The following is a 20,432-nucleotide window of genomic DNA, read 5'->3' as shown; positions in this document are numbered from 1 at the left end:
GCTCCCTAGACGTAGTAGTCGAAGTCGCGCTCATCGCGCAGCCGGCGGCGCACGAGGAGGATGTGCGCAGGCATGCGATGCGGTTCGAGCAGGATGTAGTGACGGCCTCCGCGCCAGCTGAAGCGCTGGTCGCTCAGCAGGTCATGCATCTGGAACGATTGGTCGCGCTCCACGCCGATGTCGGCCGGGTCCAGCGACAGATAGCCCGACTGCGCGCGGACGGGGTCGAGGTTGACCACCGTGACCACGATGTTGCTGCCGTCCGGCGATTGCTTGAGAAAGGCGATGAGCTGGTCGTTGTCGATGTCGAGGAAACGCAAGCTGCGGTCGGCCTGCAGCGCTTCGTTCGCCTGGCGGATCCGGTTGACCCGCGCGATGAAGGGGCGCAGGCCCGCGTCGGCGCTCCAGTTCCAGTTGCGCAACTGGTACTTCTCGGAATCGTGGTACTCCTCGCTCGACGGTCCGCGCGGCAGGTGTTCAAGCAGCTCGAACGCCGGCCCGTAGATGCCGTAGCTGGCGGCCAGAGTCGCGGCCAGTACCAGGCGCGCCTTGAACAGCGCCTCCTCGCCGGTCTGCAACGCGGCATGCAGGATGTCCGGCGTGTTCGGCCACGCGTTGGGGCGGAAGTAGTCGCGCCCCGGACCCTGCGAAAGCTCGGTGAAGTACGCGGTCAGCTCTTCCTTCGTGTTGCGCCAGGTGAAGTAGGTGTAGGACTGGCTGAAGCCGAGCTTGGCCAGCCGGTGCATGACCTTGGGCCGCGTGAAGGCTTCAGCGAGGAAGATCGTTCCCGGAAACGCCCGCTTCACCTCGGCAATGGCCCACTCCCAGAAGGCAAAGGACTTGGTGTGCGGGTTGTCGACACGGAAGATCGAGACGCCCTCGGCGACCCAGTGATCCAGCACGCTCTTGAGTTCGATCCAAAGACCCTGCCAGTCTTCGCTCTCGAAGTTGAAGGGGTAGATGTCCTGGTATTTCTTCGGCGGGTTTTCAGCGTACTGGACGCTGCCGTCGGGGCGCCATCGGAACCACTCGGGGTGCGCCCTGACATAGGGGTGATCGGGTGCGCACTGAAAGGCGATGTCCAGCGCGATCTCCAGCCCGTGCTGCCGCGCGGCATCGACGAGATGGCGGAAGTCCCCGGGCGTGCCGAGCTCCGGCAGGATGTCCTTGTGGCCGCCCTCGGCGGCGCCGATGGCCCAGGGGCTGCCGACGTCACCGGGTTCGGCCGTGAGCGCGTTGTTGCGCCCCTTGCGCTGTTCGCGGCCGATCGGGTGGATGGGCGGCAAGTACAGGACGTCGAACCCCATCGCCGCGATCAGCGGCAGCCGCGCCTCGACATCGCGGAAAGTGCCGTGCACGCCGGGCTGCTCCGAGGCCGAGCGCGGAAACAGTTCGTACCAGCTGCTGAAGCCCGCGCGTTCGCGCTCGACCACCAGCGGCAGTGCGGCGGCGAAGCGTGTTTCGAGCCGCCGGTCCGGGTGGCGGCCGGCGGTCGCCGCGAGGTCTTCGTCGAGCGCCAGCGCCTTGAGCGCGGTCGTTTCCACCTCGAGGTCGGCCGCGCCTTCCTCGAGCGCCCGGGCCCAGGCGGCCAGCGCGTCGCGGTCGTCCCCGTTCGCGCGATCGGCCGCGGCGCTGATCACCAGCGCGCCCACGCGCGCTGCAGTCCGGACGTCCTCGACATCGACACGGCGCATCAGCTCGTGCCGCCAGGACTCGAAAGCGTCGACCCATGCGACCACGGTGTAGTGGTAGCGCCCGATCGTGGACGGCGTGAACGCCGCGTGCCACTCGTCGTTGTAGCGTAGCTTCATTGGCAGCTCGTGGCGGCGCGCATCGCCGTCCCTCCACCACTGCAGCATCACCCGGGGCGCGTCATGACCGTCCGTGAAGGCATGGGCCGTCACCCGCACGCTCTCGCCGGCCACGCGCTTGACTGCGAAGCGGCCACCGTCGACCACGGGCAGGACGGCGTCGATCACTGCGCGGCTGCGGCCGTTGGCGGCATCGATGCCGGCGGGCGGGCGCGGCGCGGCCAACCCAGGCTGTAACAGGAGACGGCTAGACATCGGCATCTGCCTTCAAGAAGAGGGTGGACAGAGGCGGCAGCGTCAGGCAGACCGAATAGTTGCGGCCATGCGATCGCATCGGCGCGGCTTCGACCGCGCCGAGGTTTCCCCAAGCCGACCCGCCGAATGCGAGCGCGTCGCTGTTGAGGATCTCGTGCCAAGTGCCGCCAGTAGGCACGCCGAGGCAATAGTTCTGCCGCGGCACGGGCGTCAGGTTGCTGACCACCAGCACCGACTCGCCGTTGCGCGCCCGCCGCAGGAAGGCGACGACGCTCATCGCATGGTCGTTGGGCTCGATCCATTCGAAGCCCTCGGCCGAGAAGTCCAGCTCGTGCATCGCCGGCTCCGAGCGATAGAGCTGGTTGAGCTCGCCGACCAGATGCTGCATGCCACGGTGCTCGGGCAACGCCGTGACATGCCATTCGAGTTGGCCCTCGTGCGTCCATTCGCGTCGCTGGGCGAACTCGCCGCCCATGAACAGCAGCTTCTTGCCCGGATGGGCCCACATGTAGGCGAACAGAGCGCGCAGGTTCGCGAATTGCTGCCAGGTGTCGCCCGGCATCTTGTTGATCAACGACCCCTTGCCGTACACCACCTCGTCATGCGAAAGCGGCAGCACGAAGTTCTCGCTGAACGCGTAGACCATCGAGAAGGTCAGCCGGTGATGGTGGAAGCGCCGATGCACGGGGTCCTCCTTCATGTAGGCCAGCGTGTCGTGCATCCAGCCCATGTTCCATTTCATGCCGAAGCCCAGGCCACCCATTTCGATCGGTCTCGACACCTGGGGCCAGGCGGTGGACTCCTCGGCCACCGTGAAGGTGTCCGGATGCTCGCGGTACACCGCGCGATTGAGTTCGTGCAGGAAGTCGATCGCCTCGAGGTTCTCGCGGCCGCCGCGGCGGTTGGGAATCCATTCGCCCGCAGGGCGCGCGTAGTCGAGATAGAGCATCGAGGCCACGGCGTCCACGCGGAGGCCATCGAGGTGATAGCGGTCGAGCCAGAACAGGCCGGACGAGATCAGGAAGCTGCGGACCTCGGCGCGCCCGTAGTTGAAAATCGCCGAGTTCCATTCGGGATGAAATCCCTGGCGTGGATCGGCGTGCTCGTAGAGGTGCGTGCCGTCGAAGGCGGTGAGTCCGTGCGCGTCGGTCGGGAAATGCGATGGAACCCAGTCCAGCACGACGCCGATGCCGCGCTGGTGCAGGTGATCGACGAAGTACATGAAGTCCTGCGGTGTGCCGTAGCGCGCCGTGGGTGCGAAGTAGCCGGTGGTCTGATAGCCCCAGGAGCCATAGAACGGGTGTTCCGTGATCGGCATCAGTTCGACGTGCGTGAAGCCGAGCTGCGCCACGTAGTCGGCCAGCGCATGCGCCAGCTCGCGATAGTTCGGCAGCTGGTCGCCCTTGCGCAGCCACGAGCCGGGATGCACTTCGTAGATCGATTGCGGCGCATCGAGGCCGTTGCGCGCCGCGCGTTCACGCATCCACTCGCCATCGCCCCATTCGTATTCGAGCGACCACAGGCGTGACGCGGTTGCTGGGGGCGCCTCGCTCCAGAGGGCGAGCGGATCGGCCTTCTCGAGTGCGTGTCCGCGCTGCGACACGATGCGGTACTTGTAAGCGTGGCCGCGCCGCGCGCCGCCGCAGCGGCCTTCCCAGACCCCGGTGGCGTCGGATCGGGGCCGCAGGGGATCGGCCTGTGGGTCCCATCCGTTCCAGTCGCCGATCACCGAGACCGAGCGCGCGTTGGGCGCCCAGACGGCGAAGCTCGCATGCCCGTCCGCGTCGAGGCGGCCGCCCAGGCGGTCGTAGAGACGCGCATGCGTGCCCTCGCGCAAGAGATGTGCGTCGGTCTCGCCGAAGGGAGAGTCGGTGGCAACTGAAGTCATAGCGGTCACAGGGGAAGGCCTTGGGCGTCCTGCCGGGCCCAGCGCTCTGTGTAGCCCGTGAGTCCTCCCTCAAGAATGGGTGAAAAAGCGCCCTTCCGCTGTCGGACGATGGCGCAAGAAGGCCGCGCGCGGCCCTGCGTGTGAGCCGAAGTTCCAGACGGCGCTGCACAAAAAGATTGCGCCAGCGATCAAGAAGCACCGCCCTGGGCCCTTACATTCACCCGAACCGCCGAAAGATCCTGATGCCCCGCCCTGTCCTCGAAGAAGCCCGTATCCACCCCGCCATCCGCGCCAAGCTGGCCGATAGCCGCCAGACCCTCGTGCGCGAAGTCTTGGCCGCCGTCGCGGCCCACGACGTGGTCGTGGTCGGCATGGGCATCAATCCGTTCCCGAAGAAAGCGCGCCAGGCCCTCGACCGGATCAAGCAGCCATACAAGTACCTCGAATACGGCAGCTACCTGAGCCGATGGCGCGACCGCAACGCACTCAAGATGTGGACCGGGTGGCCGACCTTTCCGATGGTGTTCGTCAAAGGCATGCTGATCGGCGGCGCCACAGACTTGCAGAAGCTCATCGACAACGGCGAGCTCAAGATCCTTCTCGCCAGGACCCATGACGAACCTTGACGCCCCCGCGCTCGCGCTGATCGACACCTGCGCCCAGGCTTCGCTCAAACTGCTGGAGCGCAACCTGACGCCCCACGGCATCCTGGCCGCCAGCCGCACCGAGGCGGCCGTGGCACGGCGCTACACGCGCATCTTCGGACGCGACGCCGCGATCTGCGTGATGGCGATGTGCGGCAGCGGCGTGCCCGCGCTGGAGCGAGGCGCGGTGGCCAGCCTCGACGCGCTCGCGGCACAGCAGGCAGCCAACGGGCAGATCCCCAAATACGTCGACCCGGAAGGGCACGACGCCGACTTCTGGTACCTGGGCTGCATCGATGCCACCTTGTGGTGGCTGATCGCGGTGGACCATGTGCGCCGCCATGGCCGCGTCGGTCTGTCGCACTGGGGCCGCGAGGTGGACCGCGCGATCGGCTGGCTGCTGGCGCAAGAGCATCAGCACCTTCGGCTGCTGCAACAGAACGAGGCCAGCGACTGGGCCGACATCATGCCGCGCTCGGGCTACGTGCTGTACAGCAACGCGCTCTGGTACGACGTCAAGCGCCGCTACGCGCTCGACCATGCCGAGGCGACGCTGCACCACTTCAACCACCTGTTCAATCCGTTCCAGCGCGACCTGCCCGAATACCACCGCGCCCGACTGCTGCGGCACTATGCGCGCCGCGGCCGGCGCGATCCGGGCCTGTACCTCAGCTTCGTCAACCTCGCCGTCGTCGGCGACGAGGGGGATGTCTTCGGCAACGTGCTGGCGATACAGAGCGGACTGGCCGACTCCTCCATGGCGCATCGCATCGTCAACACCCTCACCGAGGCGCATGCCAGCGAGCCTTACCCGGTGCGCGTGGTGCTGCATCCGCTGTCGCGCAAACACGAACTGTGGCGGCCGTACATGGCGCGCCATCAGCAGAACATCGTGCACCAGTACCACAACGGCGGCATCTGGCCTTTTGTCGGCGGCTTCTGGGTGATGGCGCTAGCGCGGCTGGGGAAAGAGGCGCTGGCGTGGTCCGAGCTTGCGCAACTGGCCCATGTGAACGCGCTGGACGACTGGCGCTTCACGGAGTGGTTTCACGGGCGGACGCTGCTGCCGATGGGAATGGCTGGGCAGAGTTGGAATGCTGCGGCTTTTTTGTTGGCGCGGAGGGCGTTGTTTGGGGATGGGCCGTCTTGGTGATGTGCCATTTGTCAGTCCCATGGTTGAATCGGAGTGAACGCGTTCTGCACGCGGTCAGGTCGCGAGTTGAAAGCTGACTTGGTCGGGCGTCATCCGCTTGTGCAATCGCCCGATGTATCGCTCGGACCTAGAACCCTTTGAGATCGTCAAATACAACGGGGGTTGCGAAGTCAGCTGTTCTCAACCGAGTAGCTTCCAAAGGTCTGGTGCGATGTCGCTCCAGGGCCACGGCTTCGATCAATCCGAAGTGCAACTGGCAAGCCTGCAAGAGACTGTCGCCGCCGGCATGCGCTCCGAACAGATCGCGCAGTGAGTCCTCAGAAATCTCGGCAAGGATGCGCGGCCCATCGAAGCCGTCTGGATAGATCGCGAACCGTACCGTCGCCCTGTCGGAGCAGCAAATCGCTTCGCAGTTCATGGTCGTCTCCTTTCAGAGCCCTGCATAAAACTCGGCTTCTAGCGCAAAGTGCAGAAAGGCCGGCCTTCGACGCTCGCCCAGACACAGGCTCGAATGCATGCGATCACGACGCGCGAATCCTGGGTGCGGGGCACGGATTTCAAAATGATGCACATGATTTTTCTCCAGTCGCCGGTATCGCGGCTCGCTGCGCCTGATGTGCGAAGTGAAGCACCACATAGCCCAGTGAATGCCAGAAGCGGGCCTCGTTCTTGCTGCAATTTGGAATGCCTGCGTGTTCGTTCGATCCAAAACACTCGTAGCCGCTGTCAGCGGTCCCCGAATCCAGAATCGTCTTGTCCATCGCCTTGCCTCTTTGGTTGTTAGTTGCCGTCTCCGTGCCGGTTTAGATGATTGCGGCGCACGAGACCAGCAGTCCGCGGCCGGACCGGACGTCGGCTTCGGCGTGGATGTCATGTCAGGATTCATCCGGGATGCTCGTATCGGCGCCGTCCGACATGGACGTCCGATGAGCCCGGATTCCTCAAGCATGCGAAGGCGCGTTCCTCGAGCCAATCCTTCGCTGCCCGCAGGGCCCATTCAGCAGCCTCAGCCTCCGTCGCAAACGTCGGTTCGCTCCATTGCAGCGGCTGGGCGTCCGAGTGCGGGTCAGCGTGATACGGCCAGGCGCTTTGAGAGGGCCGGCATGCATACCTTGTTCCTGCCGGCCGAGCGCATCAACGTCTGTCAACACGAAGTTCAGATGTCGCATCTCCAGCCAAGTAGAGATGTCGCATTTCCTTCTTCTTGAGGGAGCCCGGCGATCTCGGCGACCGCCTTGCTTTCGAGCTCTGGCGGCCTGCCAGTCGTAGGCCGGCGCGATGGTCGATTCAACGATTCTGGCCGGTTCGGATTGGCTGCTTTGCTGGTCTGCACACCGCCATCACGGCAAGTTCGAGGTCCTCGGACGTGAACTGCCTCGAGTGCTTCGTTCCCGGAATTGCCTTTGTGGGGGAGGGCGGCTTGCCCTGGTTCGTGCGCGATGGCGCGCCGAATCGCCGGTTGTCGCGTTGCTCCTGCATCAGCAAAGCGGCCTGCAAGGCATGGCCCAAGTGCTTGTTCTCCACAATGGCGGCAGTGTCCACCTGCGGCAGGCGGTCGTAGCGCTCGTAGGCTAGGCTCAATCCATCAGCGCGCAGTTCGATGCGTCCGTCCGGGTACTCGTAGACGTCGATATATCGGTGGATCAGCTTGCGGCTGGCCAGCGTGTCCTTGAGCAGGTAGATCACTCGCTCGTGCTGCAGGGTCAGCGACAACGACACCTTGCGCTGCAGCCGCCAGGTAAAGATCATGTCCGGGTCCTCATCCGCACGCACTGGCCGATGGGCGTCGAAGTCTCGCAGCGCTGGCTTGGCGAAGCGGGCGTTGAAGTCGGCGATGAAGTGGGGCGCAAAGGCGTTGGCTGCCTCCCGGGTGCTGATCTCGCGCAGGCGCAGTTCCTTGACCAGGCGATCCTGCAGGGTCAGGTTGGCACGCTCCACGCGGCCCTTGGCTTGGCTAGCGTTGGCGCACATGATGTCGATGTTCAGCTCGTGTCGGTTTCCCTCGCCCGGGTGAGCGCACTCGACGCGTGGGGCGTGGCCAAGGCTCGGCTTCAGCCGTCGGAAGCTGCGGCCCTGTACGACCCGGTTCCGGGAACCTACAGGGTCGACCGTGCGCTCGATGTCGTGCAGATCGACCATACGCGCATCGATGCGGTCGTCGTCGACGAGACCCACCGACTGCCGATCGGAAGGCCCTGGTTGACCTTGGCCATCGATGTGGCCACGCGGGTCGTGGCGGGCTTCTACGTGTCGCTGGAAGCGCCGTCGTCCACATCGGTGGCCCTGTGCTTGGCCCAGGCGGTTCTACCCAAGGAACCGTGGCTTCGATCTCGATCCCTGGCTTGCACATGGCCTGTCTGGGGCCTGCCGCGCGCGGTTCACACCGACAACGGTGCCGACTTCACGGGCTCGGCCTTGCGCCGCGGGTGCGACGAACATGGCATTGCCCTGATCCTGCGGCCGATCGCCACACCGCACTACGGCGGCCACATCGAACGTCTGATCGGCACGATCATGGGTCGGATCCACCTGCTGCCCGGAACGACGGGATCGAATTCGGCAGAGAAGGGCGCCTATCCCGCTGAGACAGAGTCGGCGCTGACCATGGCCGAGCTGGAGCGCTGGCTCACCATCGAGATCTGCGAGCACTATCACCGGCGCGTTCACCGGGGGTTGCACCGCAGCCCGCTCTCGGCGTGGCAGGATGCGCTGCGCCAGGCCGGCTCAGGCCTTGGCGCGCTGCCGAATCGGCCGGAGCAGTTTGCCCTGAGCTTCCTGCCCTTTGAGCATCGCACCTTGCGCCGCGACGGGCTGCACCTGTTCAACATCCGCTACTGGGATCCGGTGCTGCCGGCGATCGTCAGACCCGGCGAGTCGGTGCTTGTGCGCTATGACCCGCGCAACCTGTCCAAGATCTACGTGGCGGGCCCTGATGACAGCTACATCCCGGTCCCTTATGCCGACCTGACGCTCCCGCCCATCACGCTGTGGGAACAACGCGCCGCCATGGCCGCGTTGCGGGGGCAGGGCGACAATGCGCCGGCTCAAGCCAGGATGTTCGAGGCGGTGCGCAAGCAACGCGAACTGGTCGAACAAGCCAACGCCAAGACCAAGGCGGCGCGGCGCCACGTCCAGCGCCGCCACGATGCGGTGCGGGCGACGACGGGCACCACAGCTTCGCGAGGGGGTTCGGTGGATTACTCGCAACCCGCCAAGCCCTCGAAGGCCGAGGTCTGGGACGATTGACTATGACGTACGACCTCGAGCATCTGCACACCGGCGTCTGGTCCTTCCTGGACGAGGCGCAGGAGCATCGCATCACCCGCTTGTCCATGCCCAAGTGGGTTTCCTACGCACGAGGCAACGAGGCGCTCGCGCGGATGGAACACCTGCTGCGACACCCTCCGTGCTCTCGGATGCCAAGCATGCTCCTGTACGGGGACAGCGACATCGGCAAGACGATGCTCGTAGACAAATTCGTTCGCGATCATCCGGACATCTGCAACGAGCATGGCGAGGTTGAAGCGAGAAAGGTCCTTCGGCTGCAGATGCCGTCCAAGCCCAACGATGACAAGCTGTACGCCCAGATCATCCAGGGGCTGGGGCATCAGGCGCCGTACTCACGCCGCGGCACGGATCTGGAGATCTTAGGCTTGCGCCTGCTGCATCGGCATCCGCCGCGATTGATGATCGTCGACGAGGTTCATCATCTGTTGGCCGGCACCGTGCGCGAACAGCGCCAGTCGCTGAACCAACTCAAGTTCCTCAGCAACGAGTTGCGCATGCCGGTTATCGCGCTCGGAACGAGCGAGGCGCTATACGCGATGCAGGCGGATCCTCAGATCGCGTCGCGCTTCGAACCGATGGCCCTGCCCAGATGGCGCGAGAGTGCCGGGCTGCGCGAGTTCGTCGTGAGCTTCGGTCGGCTCCTGCCGTTGCATCGGCCATCGCCCTTCGGCGAGAAGGAGATGATCCAGAAGCTGATGGCGTTCAGCGGCGGCCTGACCGGCAGGATCACGACCTTGCTGGCTCAGGCGGCCGAGCTGGCAATCCGTGAGAAGGCCGAATCCATCAGCCTCGCGCTGCTCGATCGGGCGGCCGCGGCAGGGGTCTTCAAGCTTTCCGTCGAGCAAGAGCCCGACGAAGCCGATGCGTGACGCAGCCGAAGGCAGCCTCCGCCAGGCAGCTGACACATTGAAAGGATCATCAGTGCCAATTGAAAGATCAAAAGTGACAGATTGAAGGGAAACCGACATCTGGGTCAAGGTCGAGCAGTCGTCCTTGACGAAGCAGGGTCACCTCAGGCCACCCTTTGTGCCTCTTGTGCTATCGCAGCGCAACAGCCTCTGCGACATTGCCCTGCGACCAGCCCCCACCCAGCGCCTTGAAAGCGCCGACCGCCGCGCGCGCCGACTCCGTCTGCGCCTGTACCCTGGCATCGGCCACACGCAGCAGGCTCTCGTCGGCCTGCAGGACCTCGATCAGGCTGACGACACCTTTCTGGAACGCTGCAAATGAAGCGCCTCTTGCGCGGGCGAGCGATGCCTCGCCTTGCGCAAGCAGAACGGTCTGTGTTTCTCGTTTGACCAGCACGGAGAAAGCGTTCTCGACGTCCTCGGTTGCGCGCAGCGCGGCCAACCGGTAGGCCGCGAGCAGTTCCGCCTGCTGTCCTCTGGCGGCGTCGATCTGCGCGTCGATGCGACCGAAGTCGAACAGGCGCCAACGCAGGCCGAGCACGCCCGCGCCCTGGCTTGCGCCACTGCTGAACAGGTTTCCGGTGGACACCGACGTGGCGCTGCCGATCATTCCACTGAGGGACAACTTCGGGTAGTACTCGGCCATGGCCACGCCGACACGGGCGTTCGACGCGGCAAGGCGCCGTTCCGCCGCCATCAGGTCGGGTCGGCGGCGCAGCAGGTCGCCCGGAGATCCGGCGCCGTTTATCCGCGGTGCACTTGGGATGGCGCCGCCTTGTGCCAGCTCGGCGCGATGCGTGCCGGGCGCTGCGCCGAGTATCACGTCCAGGGCATTCATGGCTGCATCGAGGCCTGCCTCGAGCACCGGCACGGACGCGCGAGCCTGTGAGAGTGCGCCTTCGGCCTGCTTGAGTTGAAGTTCGGCGGCCAGCCCCTTGCCGTAGAGCAATTCGACCTTGGAAAGCAATTCCTCCTGAGTGCGTACCTGCCGGCGCGCGACGTCGAGCCGGGCCTGCAAGCCGCGCAGCGTGATGTAGATGTCCGCGGTCTGCGCGGCCACGCTCAAGCGCGTGGCGGCTGCGCCGGCTTCCGAGGCCTGGTAGTCGGCCCGCGCGGCTTCGCTTCCACGACGCAGGGCGCCGAAGATGTCCAGTTCCCAAGTCGCGCCGAGGTTCGCTTCGTTGGCGATCCCGTAGCGATCGAAATCGGGTTGCGCATTTAGGAGCTGACCCAGCTGCGTCTCCACCGATTGATAAGCCCTTGCTACCTGTCCGCTCAGATTGCCCGATGGCAGCAGCGCTGCGTTGGCCGCGCCGAGCCCGGCCCGGGCCTGAAGCACACGGGCCGATGCCTGCGCGAGGTCGAGGTTCTGCGCGAGCGCGAGTTCAACGTAGCGGGCCAGCTGCGGATCGGCGAAGCCTGTCCACCACGCCGCCAACTCGGCGCTGGCTTCGGCGGCCCGCTTGTCGACAGCCGCTTGGCCGAGGAATCTGTCCGGCAGGGAGGTCTCGGGCCGGACATAGTCGGGGCCGACGGCGCAGCCTGCAGCCATGCAGGCTGCAGCGACCAGCGTAAGTAAAGTACGTGTGAGCATGGTGCATTCCCGTGTCGACAATTCATCGATCGTGACCAATATATCATATGGTCACCCGTTGTCCAAAGACACCGGTGCAGGTAAGCTCTGTTTCATGCCTACAGCCGTCACTTCTCGAGTCCCGCCACGTGGTCCGGTCGACCATGACGTGAGAGATCAGATCGTTGTTGCCGCTACCGAGCACTTCAGCCGGTACGGCTACGAAAAGACCACCGTCTCGGACCTTGCCAAAGCCATCGGCTTCTCCAAGGCCTACATCTACAAGTTCTTCGAATCCAAGCAGGCCATCGGAGAGATGATTTGCAGCAGTTGCCTGCGAGAGATCGAAGCCGAAGTCGTGGCTGCCGTGAGCGGCACCGATCGGCCGCCGGAGAAGCTGCGTCGCATGTTCAAGGCGATCGTCGAGGCGAGTCTTCGCTTGTTCTCCCAGGATCGAAAGCTTTATGAGATCGCCATCTCGGCAGCGAGCGAGCGGTGGCAGTCGGCGATCGCGCATGAAGAATTCATCCGGCAACTGATCCTGGAGGTGTTGCAGCAAGGTCGGGAATCCGGGGAGTTCGAGCGCAAGACGCCTATCGACGAAGCCGCGGCGGCAATCTACCTCGTCATGCATCCCTACCTCAACCCTTTGCTACTGCGTCATAGCTTCGATCACGCCGACGAGGCGCCGGTGCTTTTGTCCGGACTGGTGCTGCGAAGTCTATCGCCCTGACCCAACAAACGGGTGTGACCATTGACTTGTTTGGTCACCAGTAGCAGAATTCGAGTCCTATCGATTTGCCAATGGGACTTTCATGCTGCCGCGCCACCTTGTTACCTTTGCAGTCTGCTGCACACTCCCGCTCGCGCTGGTAGCCTGCAGCGAAAAGACGCCGCCCGACTCACGCACCCTCACGCCGCTGGTGCGTGCGGCCACGGTTCAGCCGGCCGGGTCTGCGACGCGCTCCTTCACCGGTACCGTCGCCGCGCGGGTGCAGAGCGACCTGGGCTTTCGCGTATCGGGCAAAGTGCTGGAGCGCCTCGTGGACGTCGGCCAGACGGTCAAGCGCGGGCAGCTGCTCATGCGCCTCGACCCGGTCGATCTGAAGCTGGCGTCGCGTGCGCAGCAGGAGGCCGTGGCTGCCGCCCGGGCGCGAGCCACGCAGGCGCGCGAGGAAGAACTCCGTTATCGCGACCTGAAGGGCACGGGCGCCATTTCGGCTTCGGCCTATGACCAGACCAAGGCGGCCGCGGATGCCGCCCAGGCCCAGCTCAGTGCGGCCGAAGCGCAGTCCGAAGTCGCTCGCAACGCCAACCGCTACACGGAACTGGCAGCCGATGTAGACGGCACGGTCCTTGAAACGCTGGTCGAGCCAGGTCAGGTCGTCAATGCCGGACAAGTAGTGGTGCGCGTGGCGCAGGCTGGGCGCAGGGAGGCGGTGGTTCAGTTGCCCGAGACCTTGCGCCCAGCCATCGGCTCCGTGGGGCAAGCCACGTTGTTCGGCAAGGATGGCGGTGCGGTCACGGCCAAGCTCCGGCAGCTTTCGGACGCGGCCGACCGTCTCACCCGCACCTTCGAGGCGCGGTATGTGCTCGAAGGAGAGTTGGCCAACGCCCCTCTTGGTGCCACCGTGACGGTCCACATCGCGGATGGAAAGGCCGCCAACAAAGGCAGCGTTCAGGTACCCATCGGAGCGCTCTTCGACGCTGGCAAGGGGCCAGGCGTATGGATCGTCAGCGGCGATCCGGCGAAGGCCCACTGGCAGCCGGTGGCGGTCGAGCATCTGGACGACGACCGTGCACAGGTTACTGGCCAGCTCAAGCAGGGCGATCAGGTGGTCGCGCTCGGCGCGCATCTTCTGCGCGAAGGCGAGCAGGTGCGCGTTGCGGCCGTGGCCGCTGCGCCTGCGGTGAACGGAGCCCGTCCATGAGCGAAAGCCGGTTCAATTTGTCGGCGCTCGCTGTGCGCGAGCGCTCCATCACGTTGTTCCTGATCTGCCTGGTCTCGTTGGCGGGCCTGGTCGCATTCTTCAAGCTGGGGCGCGCCGAAGATCCGGCATTCACCGTCAAGGTGATGACCATCATCACGGCATGGCCCGGTGCGACTGCACAGGAAATGCAGGACCAAGTTGCCGAGAAGCTCGAAAAACGCCTGCAGGAGCTGCGCTACTACGACCGCGCCGAAACCTACACCCGGCCGGGGCTGGCGTTCACGACGTTGACCTTGCTCGACAGCACGCCACCGGCGCAAGTGCAGGAGGAGTTCTACCAGGCGCGCAAGAAGGTCGGCGACGAAGCGGGCCAACTGCCGGCAGGTGTCATCGGGCCGATGATCAACGACGAGTACGCGGACGTCACCTTTGCGCTCTTCGCGCTCAAGGCCAAGGGAGAGCCGCAACGGGTGCTGGTGCGCGATGCCGAGGCGCTGCGCCAGCGACTGCTACACGTGCCCGGGGTGAAGAAGGTCAACGTCGCCGGGGAGCAGTCCGAACGGATATACGTCGAGTTCGCACACGACCGCCTGGCGACCCTGGGCATCAGCCCGCAGGACGTCTTTGCTGCGCTCAATGCCCAAAATGCGCTGAGCCCGGCGGGCTCCGTGGAAACCAGGGGTCCGCAGGTATCCATTCGTGTGGACGGCGCATTCGACACCTTGCAGAAGATCAGGGACACGCCAGTGATCGCGCAAGGCCGAACCTTGAAGCTGTCGGATGTCGCAGCGGTCAAACGGGGCTATGAAGACCCGGCCACCTTCATGATCCGCAACGCGGGAGAACCCGCCCTGCTGATCGGCGTTGTCATGCGGGAGGGTTGGAACGGGCTCGACCTGGGCAAAGCCTTGGACGTGGAAGCCCGTGCCATCAATGCCGAGCTGCCTCTGGGCCTGAGCCTGACCAAGGTCACGGACCAGTCGGTCAACATCGCCGCCTCGGTCGACGAGTTCATGGTGAAGTTCTTCGCAGCCTTGCTGGTCGTGATGCTGGTGAGCTTCCTGAGCATGGGCTGGCGCGCTGGCCTCGTCGTGGCCGCTGCCGTGCCGCTCACGCTGGCGGTGGTCTTCGTGGTGATGGCGGCCACCGGCAAGAACTTCGACCGCATCACGCTCGGCTCGTTGATCCTGGCACTCGGCCTGCTCGTGGATGACGCCATCATCGCCATCGAAATGATGGTGGTGAAGATCGAGGAGGGCTACAGCCACGTGGCAGCGTCGGCTTATGCCTGGAGCCACACGGCAGCGCCCATGCTCTCGGGCACGCTGGTGACTGCCGTGGGCTTCATGCCCAACGGCTTCGCGCCTTCGACCGCAGGGGAGTACACCAGCAACATGTTCTGGATCGTCGGCATCGCGCTGATCGCATCCTGGGTGGTCGCCGTGGTGTTCACGCCGTACCTGGGCGTCAAGCTGCTCCCGAAATTCAAGAAGGTCGAGGGCGGTCACGCAGCGATCTATGACACGCCACGCTACAGCCGGCTGCGGCGCTTGCTGGCGCGCGTCATCGCGCGCAAGTGGCTGGTTGCGGGGGCAGTGGTCGGGCTCTTCGTCGCATCGATTCTCGGCATGGGCGTGGTCAAGAAGCAGTTCTTCCCGATCTCCGACCGGCCCGAGGTGATGGTCGAAGTGCAGATGCCCTACGGCACGTCGATCACGCAGACCAGCGATGCCACGGCCAAGATCGAGACCTGGCTTTCCACGCAGCCAGAGGCGCACATCGTGACGTCCTACATAGGGCAGGGCGCACCCCGCTTCTATTTTGCGATGGGACCTGAACTGCCCGATCCGTCGTTCGCCAAGATCGTGGTGCGGACGGCCAGCCAGGAGGAACGCGAGGCCCTGAAGTACCGGTTGCGTGATGCCGTTGCCGACGGCCTGGCACCCGAGGCGCGGGTGCGCGTTACCCAGCTCGTGTTTGGTCCGTACTCGCCGTTTCCGGTCGCCTACCGAGTCAGCGGGCCCGATGCGAACGAATTGCGCAAGATCGCGGAGGAAGTGCGCCAGGTGATGGATGCCAGCCCGATGATGCGCACTGTCAACACCGACTGGGGCACGCGCACACCCACGCTGCACTTCACCCTGAAGCAGGATCGCTTGCAGGCCGTCGGGCTGACTTCCAACGCCGTGGCGCAGCAACTGCAGTTCCTCTTGAACGGCGTGCCGGTGACCACCGTGCGCGAAGACATCCGCACGGTTCAGGTGGCGGCCCGTTCGGCCGGCGGCACCCGGCTCGATCCTGCAAAGGTGGCCGACTTCACGCTCGCCGGTGCCGCGGGTCAGCGCATTCCGTTGTCCCAGGTCGGCGAGGTCGAGGTGCGCATGGAAGAGCCGATCATGCGGCGACGCGACCGCGTGCCCACGATCACCGTGCAGGGCGACATCGCCGACGGGCTGCAGCCCCCCGACGTGTCGACCGCGATCACCGCAAAGCTGCAGCCCCTGATGGAGCGGCTCCCCGCCGGCTACCGCATCGTGCAGGCCGGCTCGATCGAGGAATCGGACAAGGCGACCACGGCGATGCTGCCGCTGTTTCCCATCATGCTGGCTGCCACGCTGCTGATCCTCATCTTCCAGGTGCGCTCGATCTCCGCGATGGTCATGGTGTTCCTCACGAGCCCGCTGGGGCTGATCGGCGTCGTGCCGACCTTGCTGCTGTTCCAGCAACCTTTTGGCATCAATGCGCTCGTCGGGCTCATCGCGTTGTCGGGCATCCTGATGCGCAACACGCTGATCCTGCTCGGGCAGATCCACCACAACCAGCAACAAGGCCTCGACCCGTTCCATGCGGTCGTCGAGGCGACCGTGCAGCGCGCGCGCCCGGTGATCCTTACCGCGCTCGCGGCGATCCTGGCGTTCATCCCGCTGACCCACTCCGTGTTCTGGGGCGCGTTGGCATACACGTTGATCGGCGGAACCTTCGCCGGGACGATCCTGACGCTGGTGTTCCTTCCGGCCATGTACGCCATCTGGTTCAGGATCCGGCCGGCCAATGTCGAGCCCGCTGCGCACTGACGCCGCTTCTTCAACTTTCATTCAGATCGAAGGTATCCCATGTCAGGTTCATCAGTTGTCGTCGTGACCGGCGCGTCCTCGGGCATCGGCCGTGTCACCGCGGAGATGTTCGTCGCGCGAGGCTGCCACGTGTTCGGCACCGTGCGCGATCTGCGCAAGGCGCCCGCACTGCCGGGTGTCGAGTTCATCGAGATGGACGTGCGTGAAGAACGCTCGGTTCAACTGGGCATCGAGTTCGTCATCGACAGGACCATGCGCATCGATGTGCTGGTCAACAATGCGGGAATGATGATGATCGGCGCGGTCGAGGAGACCACGACGGCTGAAGCCTCGGCGCTGTTCGACACCAACGTACTGGGCATGCTTCGCACCACGCGTGCCGTGCTTCCCCACATGCGTTCACAACGCCACGGCCGAATCGTCAACGTCAGTTCGGTGTTCGGTGTGCTGCCGGCCCCTTACATGGGGGTTTATGCGGCCACGAAGCATGCGGTCGAAGGGCTGACCGAGTCGCTGGACCATGAGGTCCGCCAGTTCGGCGTTCGCGCGACGCTGGTGCAGCCGGCTTTCACACGGACCAATCTCGACGAAAACGCGCACCGTGCCAAGGCACGGATCGTGGGCTACGACCGAGAACGCGATCGGGTGACGCTTTCCGTGTCCGACAGCGTCAGCAGTGCGCCCGAACCGCACAGCGTGGCGAGCACCATCGTCGAGGCGGCGCTCGGCCCGTGGCGCATGCGTTGCACGCCCCCCGGGCAAGCGTCGCTTCTGACGAAGTTGCGCCGCTTCATGCCCTCGGGTCCGGTGGATGCGAGCCTGCGGAAAAAGCTCGGCCTCGCCTGAGCGAGCGCTGCCCAACTAACCGAGAGAAAACCGTGGATAGCCTGGACCTCCTGCGAACATTCAGCGAGATTGCCTCTTCCGGGAGCTTTTCCCGCACGGCAAAGCATCTCTCGCTGTCGCGGGGGACCGTGAGCAAATACATCGCGACCCTCGAAGGCCGATTCGGAGTCCGGCTGCTGAACCGAACCTCCCGTTCGGTCAGTCTGACGGATGCTGGTCTCTTGCTGCTCGAGCGAAGCCGGCCGATCCTGGAACTGGTGGAGGTCACGCAGGCGGAGCTCCAAGACCGTGCGTCGACCCCCAGCGGCCGTCTGCGCATCTCTGCGCCGCACGGCATCGACCTCACGCAGCTCCCAATGCTGATCAACGTTTTTCTCGACCACTATCCGCAGGTCAGCATCAGCCTCATCCTCACGAACCGGATGGTCGATCTCGCAGAAGATGGCATCGACATCGCCCTTCGCTTCGGGCCCACAGCCAACGAGAATCTGATTGTTCGCAAGTTGATCCCGATGGCGCTGAGTGTCTGTGCCGCCCCGATGTACTGGCGCAAGCACGGCATTCCTGCGCACCCGAGCCAACTTGCGCACCACAACGCCTTGACCAGCGCGGGCCTGGAATCGCAGGCGAAGTGGCGCTTCGAAGCCGACGGAAAGCCGGTGGAAGTGCCTGTCCTAGGCAGGCTGAGCGCCACGGAAGCCGGCCCGTTGATCCAGGCCGCTTTGCTGGGGTCGGGCGTGGTCTACTTGCCCACGGAGGTGCTCAAGCCATACGTCGAAAGCGGGCGACTGGTGCCCGTGTTGTCGGATTTCGCTCGTAACGACATGTGGCTGTCGGCCGTCTACTTGCAGCGCCGGGACAGCACGGCGGTTCAGCGCGCGTTTCTCGATTTTCTACAGCAGCGCATGCAACCTGAGGGCTCGCGGCGGGAGGCTCTGCCTCGGGGTTGAGTCGTGACCCAGGCTAGGGTGGCCTGGTCTTGGCCTTCGGAAGTGGCCACCTCACGAGCTGCCGCCCAGCTGTCAGCTTGCGCGCGCCAACCATTCGGACTTCCAGATGGCGCAATGCGAGAGGATGGCTTCGATGAGTTACTGGCGAGCGTCAGCACGGGGTTCTGTGCGGACAACCCACACGGCTGCACCCGGAATGAGCGGCTCTGGTGCAAAAATTGATTGTGGCCGTGTGACACCGAGAGGGTGGCGGACAGGTCATGCCGAAAGAACGGCATTCCAGATGGCAGGCGCAGCTTGGCCTTTGAGACGCAAACGGGCGAGGTTGAACTGGCCCTTGCGGATGCGATGCAGGAGCTCGACGCCCGCGATCGTCACCGCCGCGCGGGCGAAGACTTTGAAATCCAGCATCGGCTTGATGCGCGACTTCACGCCCCGATGGTCCTGTTCGACCAGGTTGTTCAAGTAGCGCGACGATCGCAGCCGAGTGTCCTTCCATCGGGGGTTGTCCTCGGGCAACTCCCGCACAGCGCGGTGGGACGCCGCATAGCCATCCAAGGTGATGCTCACAGGAGCTCGGCCCTGGGTCGCGAGCGCCTTGCGAAAGAACGCTTTGGCCGCCTTCACATCGCGCTTGGCGCTCAGCCGAAAATCGACTGTCTGGCCCTCTCGGTCGACGGCGCGATAGAGATAGGTCCACTTGCCCCTGATCTTCACGTAGGTCTCGTCAACGCGCCACGATCGACCAGCCTTGCGAGCGAATCGATTCCAGCGCTTCTCGAACTCCGGCATGAAGCGCTGCACCCAGCGCATGATCGTCGTGTGGGCCAACGCCAAGCCTCGCTCGGCCATCATCTCCACCAAGTCACGCAGGCTGAGTTTGAATCGCAGGTACCAGCGAACGCACAGCACGATGATCTCGCGCTCGAAATGTCTACCCTTGAACAGCTCGTCCATGCTCTGAACCTTCTTCGCCATCGACCCGCCCGTTATTCACAAATGGGTAGCCTACCCCGACGTACGGTTTGCACCAGAGCCCTTGCGCGCCGCATCGATCAACAGGATGGCGTTGAACCTGGCAGGCTCGGTCATGCCGCAGGGCTTGGCGATGGAAGTTGTCGAGTGGCGCGAGCTGCCCGCCTTCGATGCCGATGTGCTTGCCGAAGGCTTTCCGCCGGTGGTGGCCGCACTGCGTGACCGCATCCGTCGCGCCGACGGCTTGGTCATTGCGACACCCGAGTACAACTTCTCGCTGCCGGGCATGTTGAAGAACGCGATCGACTGTCTCAGTCGCGGCGACGACCAGCCCTTTGCGCACAAGCCGGTGGCCATCCTGACCGCCTCGCCGGGCCCGTTGGGCGGCGCGCGCGTTCAGTACGATCTGCGCAAGATCCTGTTGTTCGTGAATGCCACGCCGCTCGTCAAGCCCGAGGTGTTCATCGGCAACGCGGTCGCCAAGTTCGATGCCGAAGGCGAATGCACCGACCCGACGACGCGCAAGTTCGTCACCGATCAGATGCACGCCTTCGGCAAATGGATCGAAGCCGTCAAGCGCATGGGTTGATCGCGAAGCTGTTGCGTTGAGGACGGAGCAAAAACTGCTGCGCAGTTTCTTGGTCTGTCCCGCAAAGTCTCAGGCTGACGTGTACGCCGTCTTCACGACCGTGAAGAACTCCTGCGCATACTTGCCCTGCTCGCGCGGCCCGTAGCTCGAGCCCTTGCGCCCGCCGAAAGGCACGTGGTAGTCCACGCCCGCCGTCGGCAGGTTCACCATCACCATGCCGGCCTGGCTGTGGCGCTTGAAATGCGTCGCGTACTTGAGGCTGGTGGTCGCGATGCCGGCCGACAGGCCGAACTCGGTGTCGTTGGCCGTGGCCAGCGCTTCCTCATAGTTCTTCACCCGGATCACGCTCGCCACCGGACCGAAGATCTCTTCCTTGTTGATGCGCATCGCGGGTGCCGACTCGCTGAACAGAGCCGGCGACATGTAGAAGCCGTCGGTGTCGAGCGCGAGCCGCTCGCCGCCCGCGGCCAGCGTGGCGCCCTCGGCCTTGCCGATCTCGACGTAGTCCAGGTCCTGCCGCAGCTGGCTCTCGCTCGACACTCGACAC

The 20,432-nt window shown here is 64.7% G+C and carries 17 protein-coding genes and 1 pseudogene; 10 read left to right on the top strand and 8 right to left on the bottom strand.

The genetic code is table 11. The features are described from left to right. Positions 1-5: 5 nt before the first annotated feature. Positions 6-2,066, bottom strand: a complete 2,061-nt coding sequence (locus AC1DYD_RS31040; protein WP_478176590.1) for an alpha-1,4-glucan--maltose-1-phosphate maltosyltransferase — start codon at positions 2,064-2,066, stop codon at positions 6-8. Continuing rightward, the gene (gene glgB, locus AC1DYD_RS31035) at positions 2,059-3,954 is read right to left on the bottom strand and encodes a 1,4-alpha-glucan branching protein GlgB (protein ID WP_478176589.1); all 1,896 of its coding nucleotides are present in this window, start codon (positions 3,952-3,954) and stop codon (positions 2,059-2,061) included. The genes AC1DYD_RS31040 and glgB overlap by 8 nt, the downstream gene beginning before the upstream one ends. A 242-nt stretch (positions 3,955-4,196) precedes the next feature. Here glgB and AC1DYD_RS31030 point away from each other — a divergent pair, with 242 nt between their 5' ends. Together AC1DYD_RS31030 and AC1DYD_RS31025 are read left to right on the top strand one after the other, a co-directional pair. After that, positions 4,197-4,580, top strand: coding sequence for a glutaredoxin domain-containing protein (locus AC1DYD_RS31030; protein ID WP_478176588.1), 384 nt, complete (start codon positions 4,197-4,199; stop codon positions 4,578-4,580). After that, complete coding sequence (locus tag AC1DYD_RS31025) at positions 4,567-5,751, top strand: glycoside hydrolase 100 family protein (protein ID WP_478176587.1); 1,185 nt, start codon at positions 4,567-4,569, stop codon at positions 5,749-5,751. Before AC1DYD_RS31030 ends, AC1DYD_RS31025 begins: the two co-directional genes overlap by 14 nt. A gap of 127 nt (positions 5,752-5,878) precedes the next feature. Here AC1DYD_RS31025 and AC1DYD_RS31020 read toward each other — a convergent pair whose 3' ends face one another. From AC1DYD_RS31020 to AC1DYD_RS31010, 3 genes and pseudogenes are all read right to left on the bottom strand, one after another. Then, positions 5,879-6,169: a hypothetical protein gene (locus AC1DYD_RS31020; protein WP_478176586.1), complete on the bottom strand. Its 291-nt coding sequence runs from the start codon at positions 6,167-6,169 to the stop codon at positions 5,879-5,881. A 139-nt stretch (positions 6,170-6,308) separates the two neighbouring features. Further along, a complete protein-coding gene (locus AC1DYD_RS31015) occupies positions 6,309-6,512 on the bottom strand; it encodes a hypothetical protein (protein ID WP_478176585.1) in 204 nt (67 codons plus the stop codon). A 526-nt stretch (positions 6,513-7,038) separates the two neighbouring features. Then, a pseudogene (locus tag AC1DYD_RS31010) lies at positions 7,039-7,743 on the bottom strand (transposase family protein); the annotation flags it as partial. Positions 7,744-7,875: 132 nt separating this feature from the next. Between AC1DYD_RS31010 and AC1DYD_RS31005 the strand changes: the two are divergent. Beyond that, positions 7,876-8,997, top strand: coding sequence for a transposase (locus AC1DYD_RS31005; RefSeq protein WP_478176584.1), 1,122 nt, complete (start codon positions 7,876-7,878; stop codon positions 8,995-8,997). 2 nt (positions 8,998-8,999) lie between these two features. After that, the gene (locus tag AC1DYD_RS31000; protein WP_478176583.1) at positions 9,000-9,908 is read left to right on the top strand and encodes a TniB family NTP-binding protein; all 909 of its coding nucleotides are present in this window, start codon (positions 9,000-9,002) and stop codon (positions 9,906-9,908) included. 169 nt (positions 9,909-10,077) lie between these two features. Here the strand turns inward: AC1DYD_RS31000 and AC1DYD_RS30995 are convergent, their stop codons facing one another. Further along, positions 10,078-11,541, bottom strand: coding sequence for an efflux transporter outer membrane subunit (locus AC1DYD_RS30995; protein ID WP_478176616.1), 1,464 nt, complete (start codon positions 11,539-11,541; stop codon positions 10,078-10,080). A gap of 94 nt (positions 11,542-11,635) precedes the next feature. On the opposite strand from AC1DYD_RS30995, the gene AC1DYD_RS30990 reads away from it, so the two are divergent. The 5 genes from AC1DYD_RS30990 (at position 11,636) to AC1DYD_RS30970 (ending at position 18,321) form a co-directional block, all read left to right on the top strand. Next, the gene (locus tag AC1DYD_RS30990; RefSeq protein WP_478176582.1) at positions 11,636-12,253 is read left to right on the top strand and encodes a TetR/AcrR family transcriptional regulator; all 618 of its coding nucleotides are present in this window, start codon (positions 11,636-11,638) and stop codon (positions 12,251-12,253) included. A gap of 82 nt (positions 12,254-12,335) precedes the next feature. Then, on the top strand, positions 12,336-13,451 hold the full coding sequence (locus tag AC1DYD_RS30985) for an efflux RND transporter periplasmic adaptor subunit (protein ID WP_478176581.1): 1,116 nt from the start codon (positions 12,336-12,338) through the stop codon (positions 13,449-13,451). Next, on the top strand, positions 13,448-16,525 hold the full coding sequence (locus tag AC1DYD_RS30980) for an efflux RND transporter permease subunit (protein WP_478176580.1): 3,078 nt from the start codon (positions 13,448-13,450) through the stop codon (positions 16,523-16,525). The genes AC1DYD_RS30985 and AC1DYD_RS30980 overlap by 4 nt, the downstream gene beginning before the upstream one ends. Positions 16,526-16,564: 39 nt before the next feature. After that, on the top strand, positions 16,565-17,371 hold the full coding sequence (locus AC1DYD_RS30975; RefSeq protein ID WP_478176579.1) for an oxidoreductase: 807 nt from the start codon (positions 16,565-16,567) through the stop codon (positions 17,369-17,371). Between the two features lie 32 nt (positions 17,372-17,403). Next, entirely contained in the window at positions 17,404-18,321 is a 918-nt protein-coding gene (locus AC1DYD_RS30970) for a LysR family transcriptional regulator (RefSeq protein WP_478176578.1), read from the top strand. A 258-nt stretch (positions 18,322-18,579) separates the two neighbouring features. Here AC1DYD_RS30970 and AC1DYD_RS30965 read toward each other — a convergent pair whose 3' ends face one another. Then, positions 18,580-19,278 (bottom strand): IS6 family transposase, encoded by a 699-nt coding sequence (locus AC1DYD_RS30965; protein WP_478176577.1) that lies wholly within the window; start codon positions 19,276-19,278, stop codon positions 18,580-18,582. A gap of 82 nt (positions 19,279-19,360) precedes the next feature. Here AC1DYD_RS30965 and AC1DYD_RS30960 point away from each other — a divergent pair, with 82 nt between their 5' ends. Continuing rightward, a complete protein-coding gene (locus AC1DYD_RS30960) occupies positions 19,361-19,885 on the top strand; it encodes an NADPH-dependent FMN reductase (RefSeq protein WP_478176576.1) in 525 nt (174 codons plus the stop codon). Between the two features lie 69 nt (positions 19,886-19,954). On the opposite strand, the gene AC1DYD_RS30955 is transcribed toward AC1DYD_RS30960, so the two are convergent. Continuing rightward, positions 19,955-20,432: aldehyde dehydrogenase family protein (locus tag AC1DYD_RS30955; protein WP_478176575.1), on the bottom strand; the 478-nt coding region annotated here is incomplete at its 5' end.

The sequence above is a fragment of the Variovorax sp. P4_B11 genome, assembly GCF_056402355.1.
The sequence above is the reverse complement of the archived record's forward strand: the minus strand, read 5'-3'. Positions and strand labels throughout refer to the sequence as shown.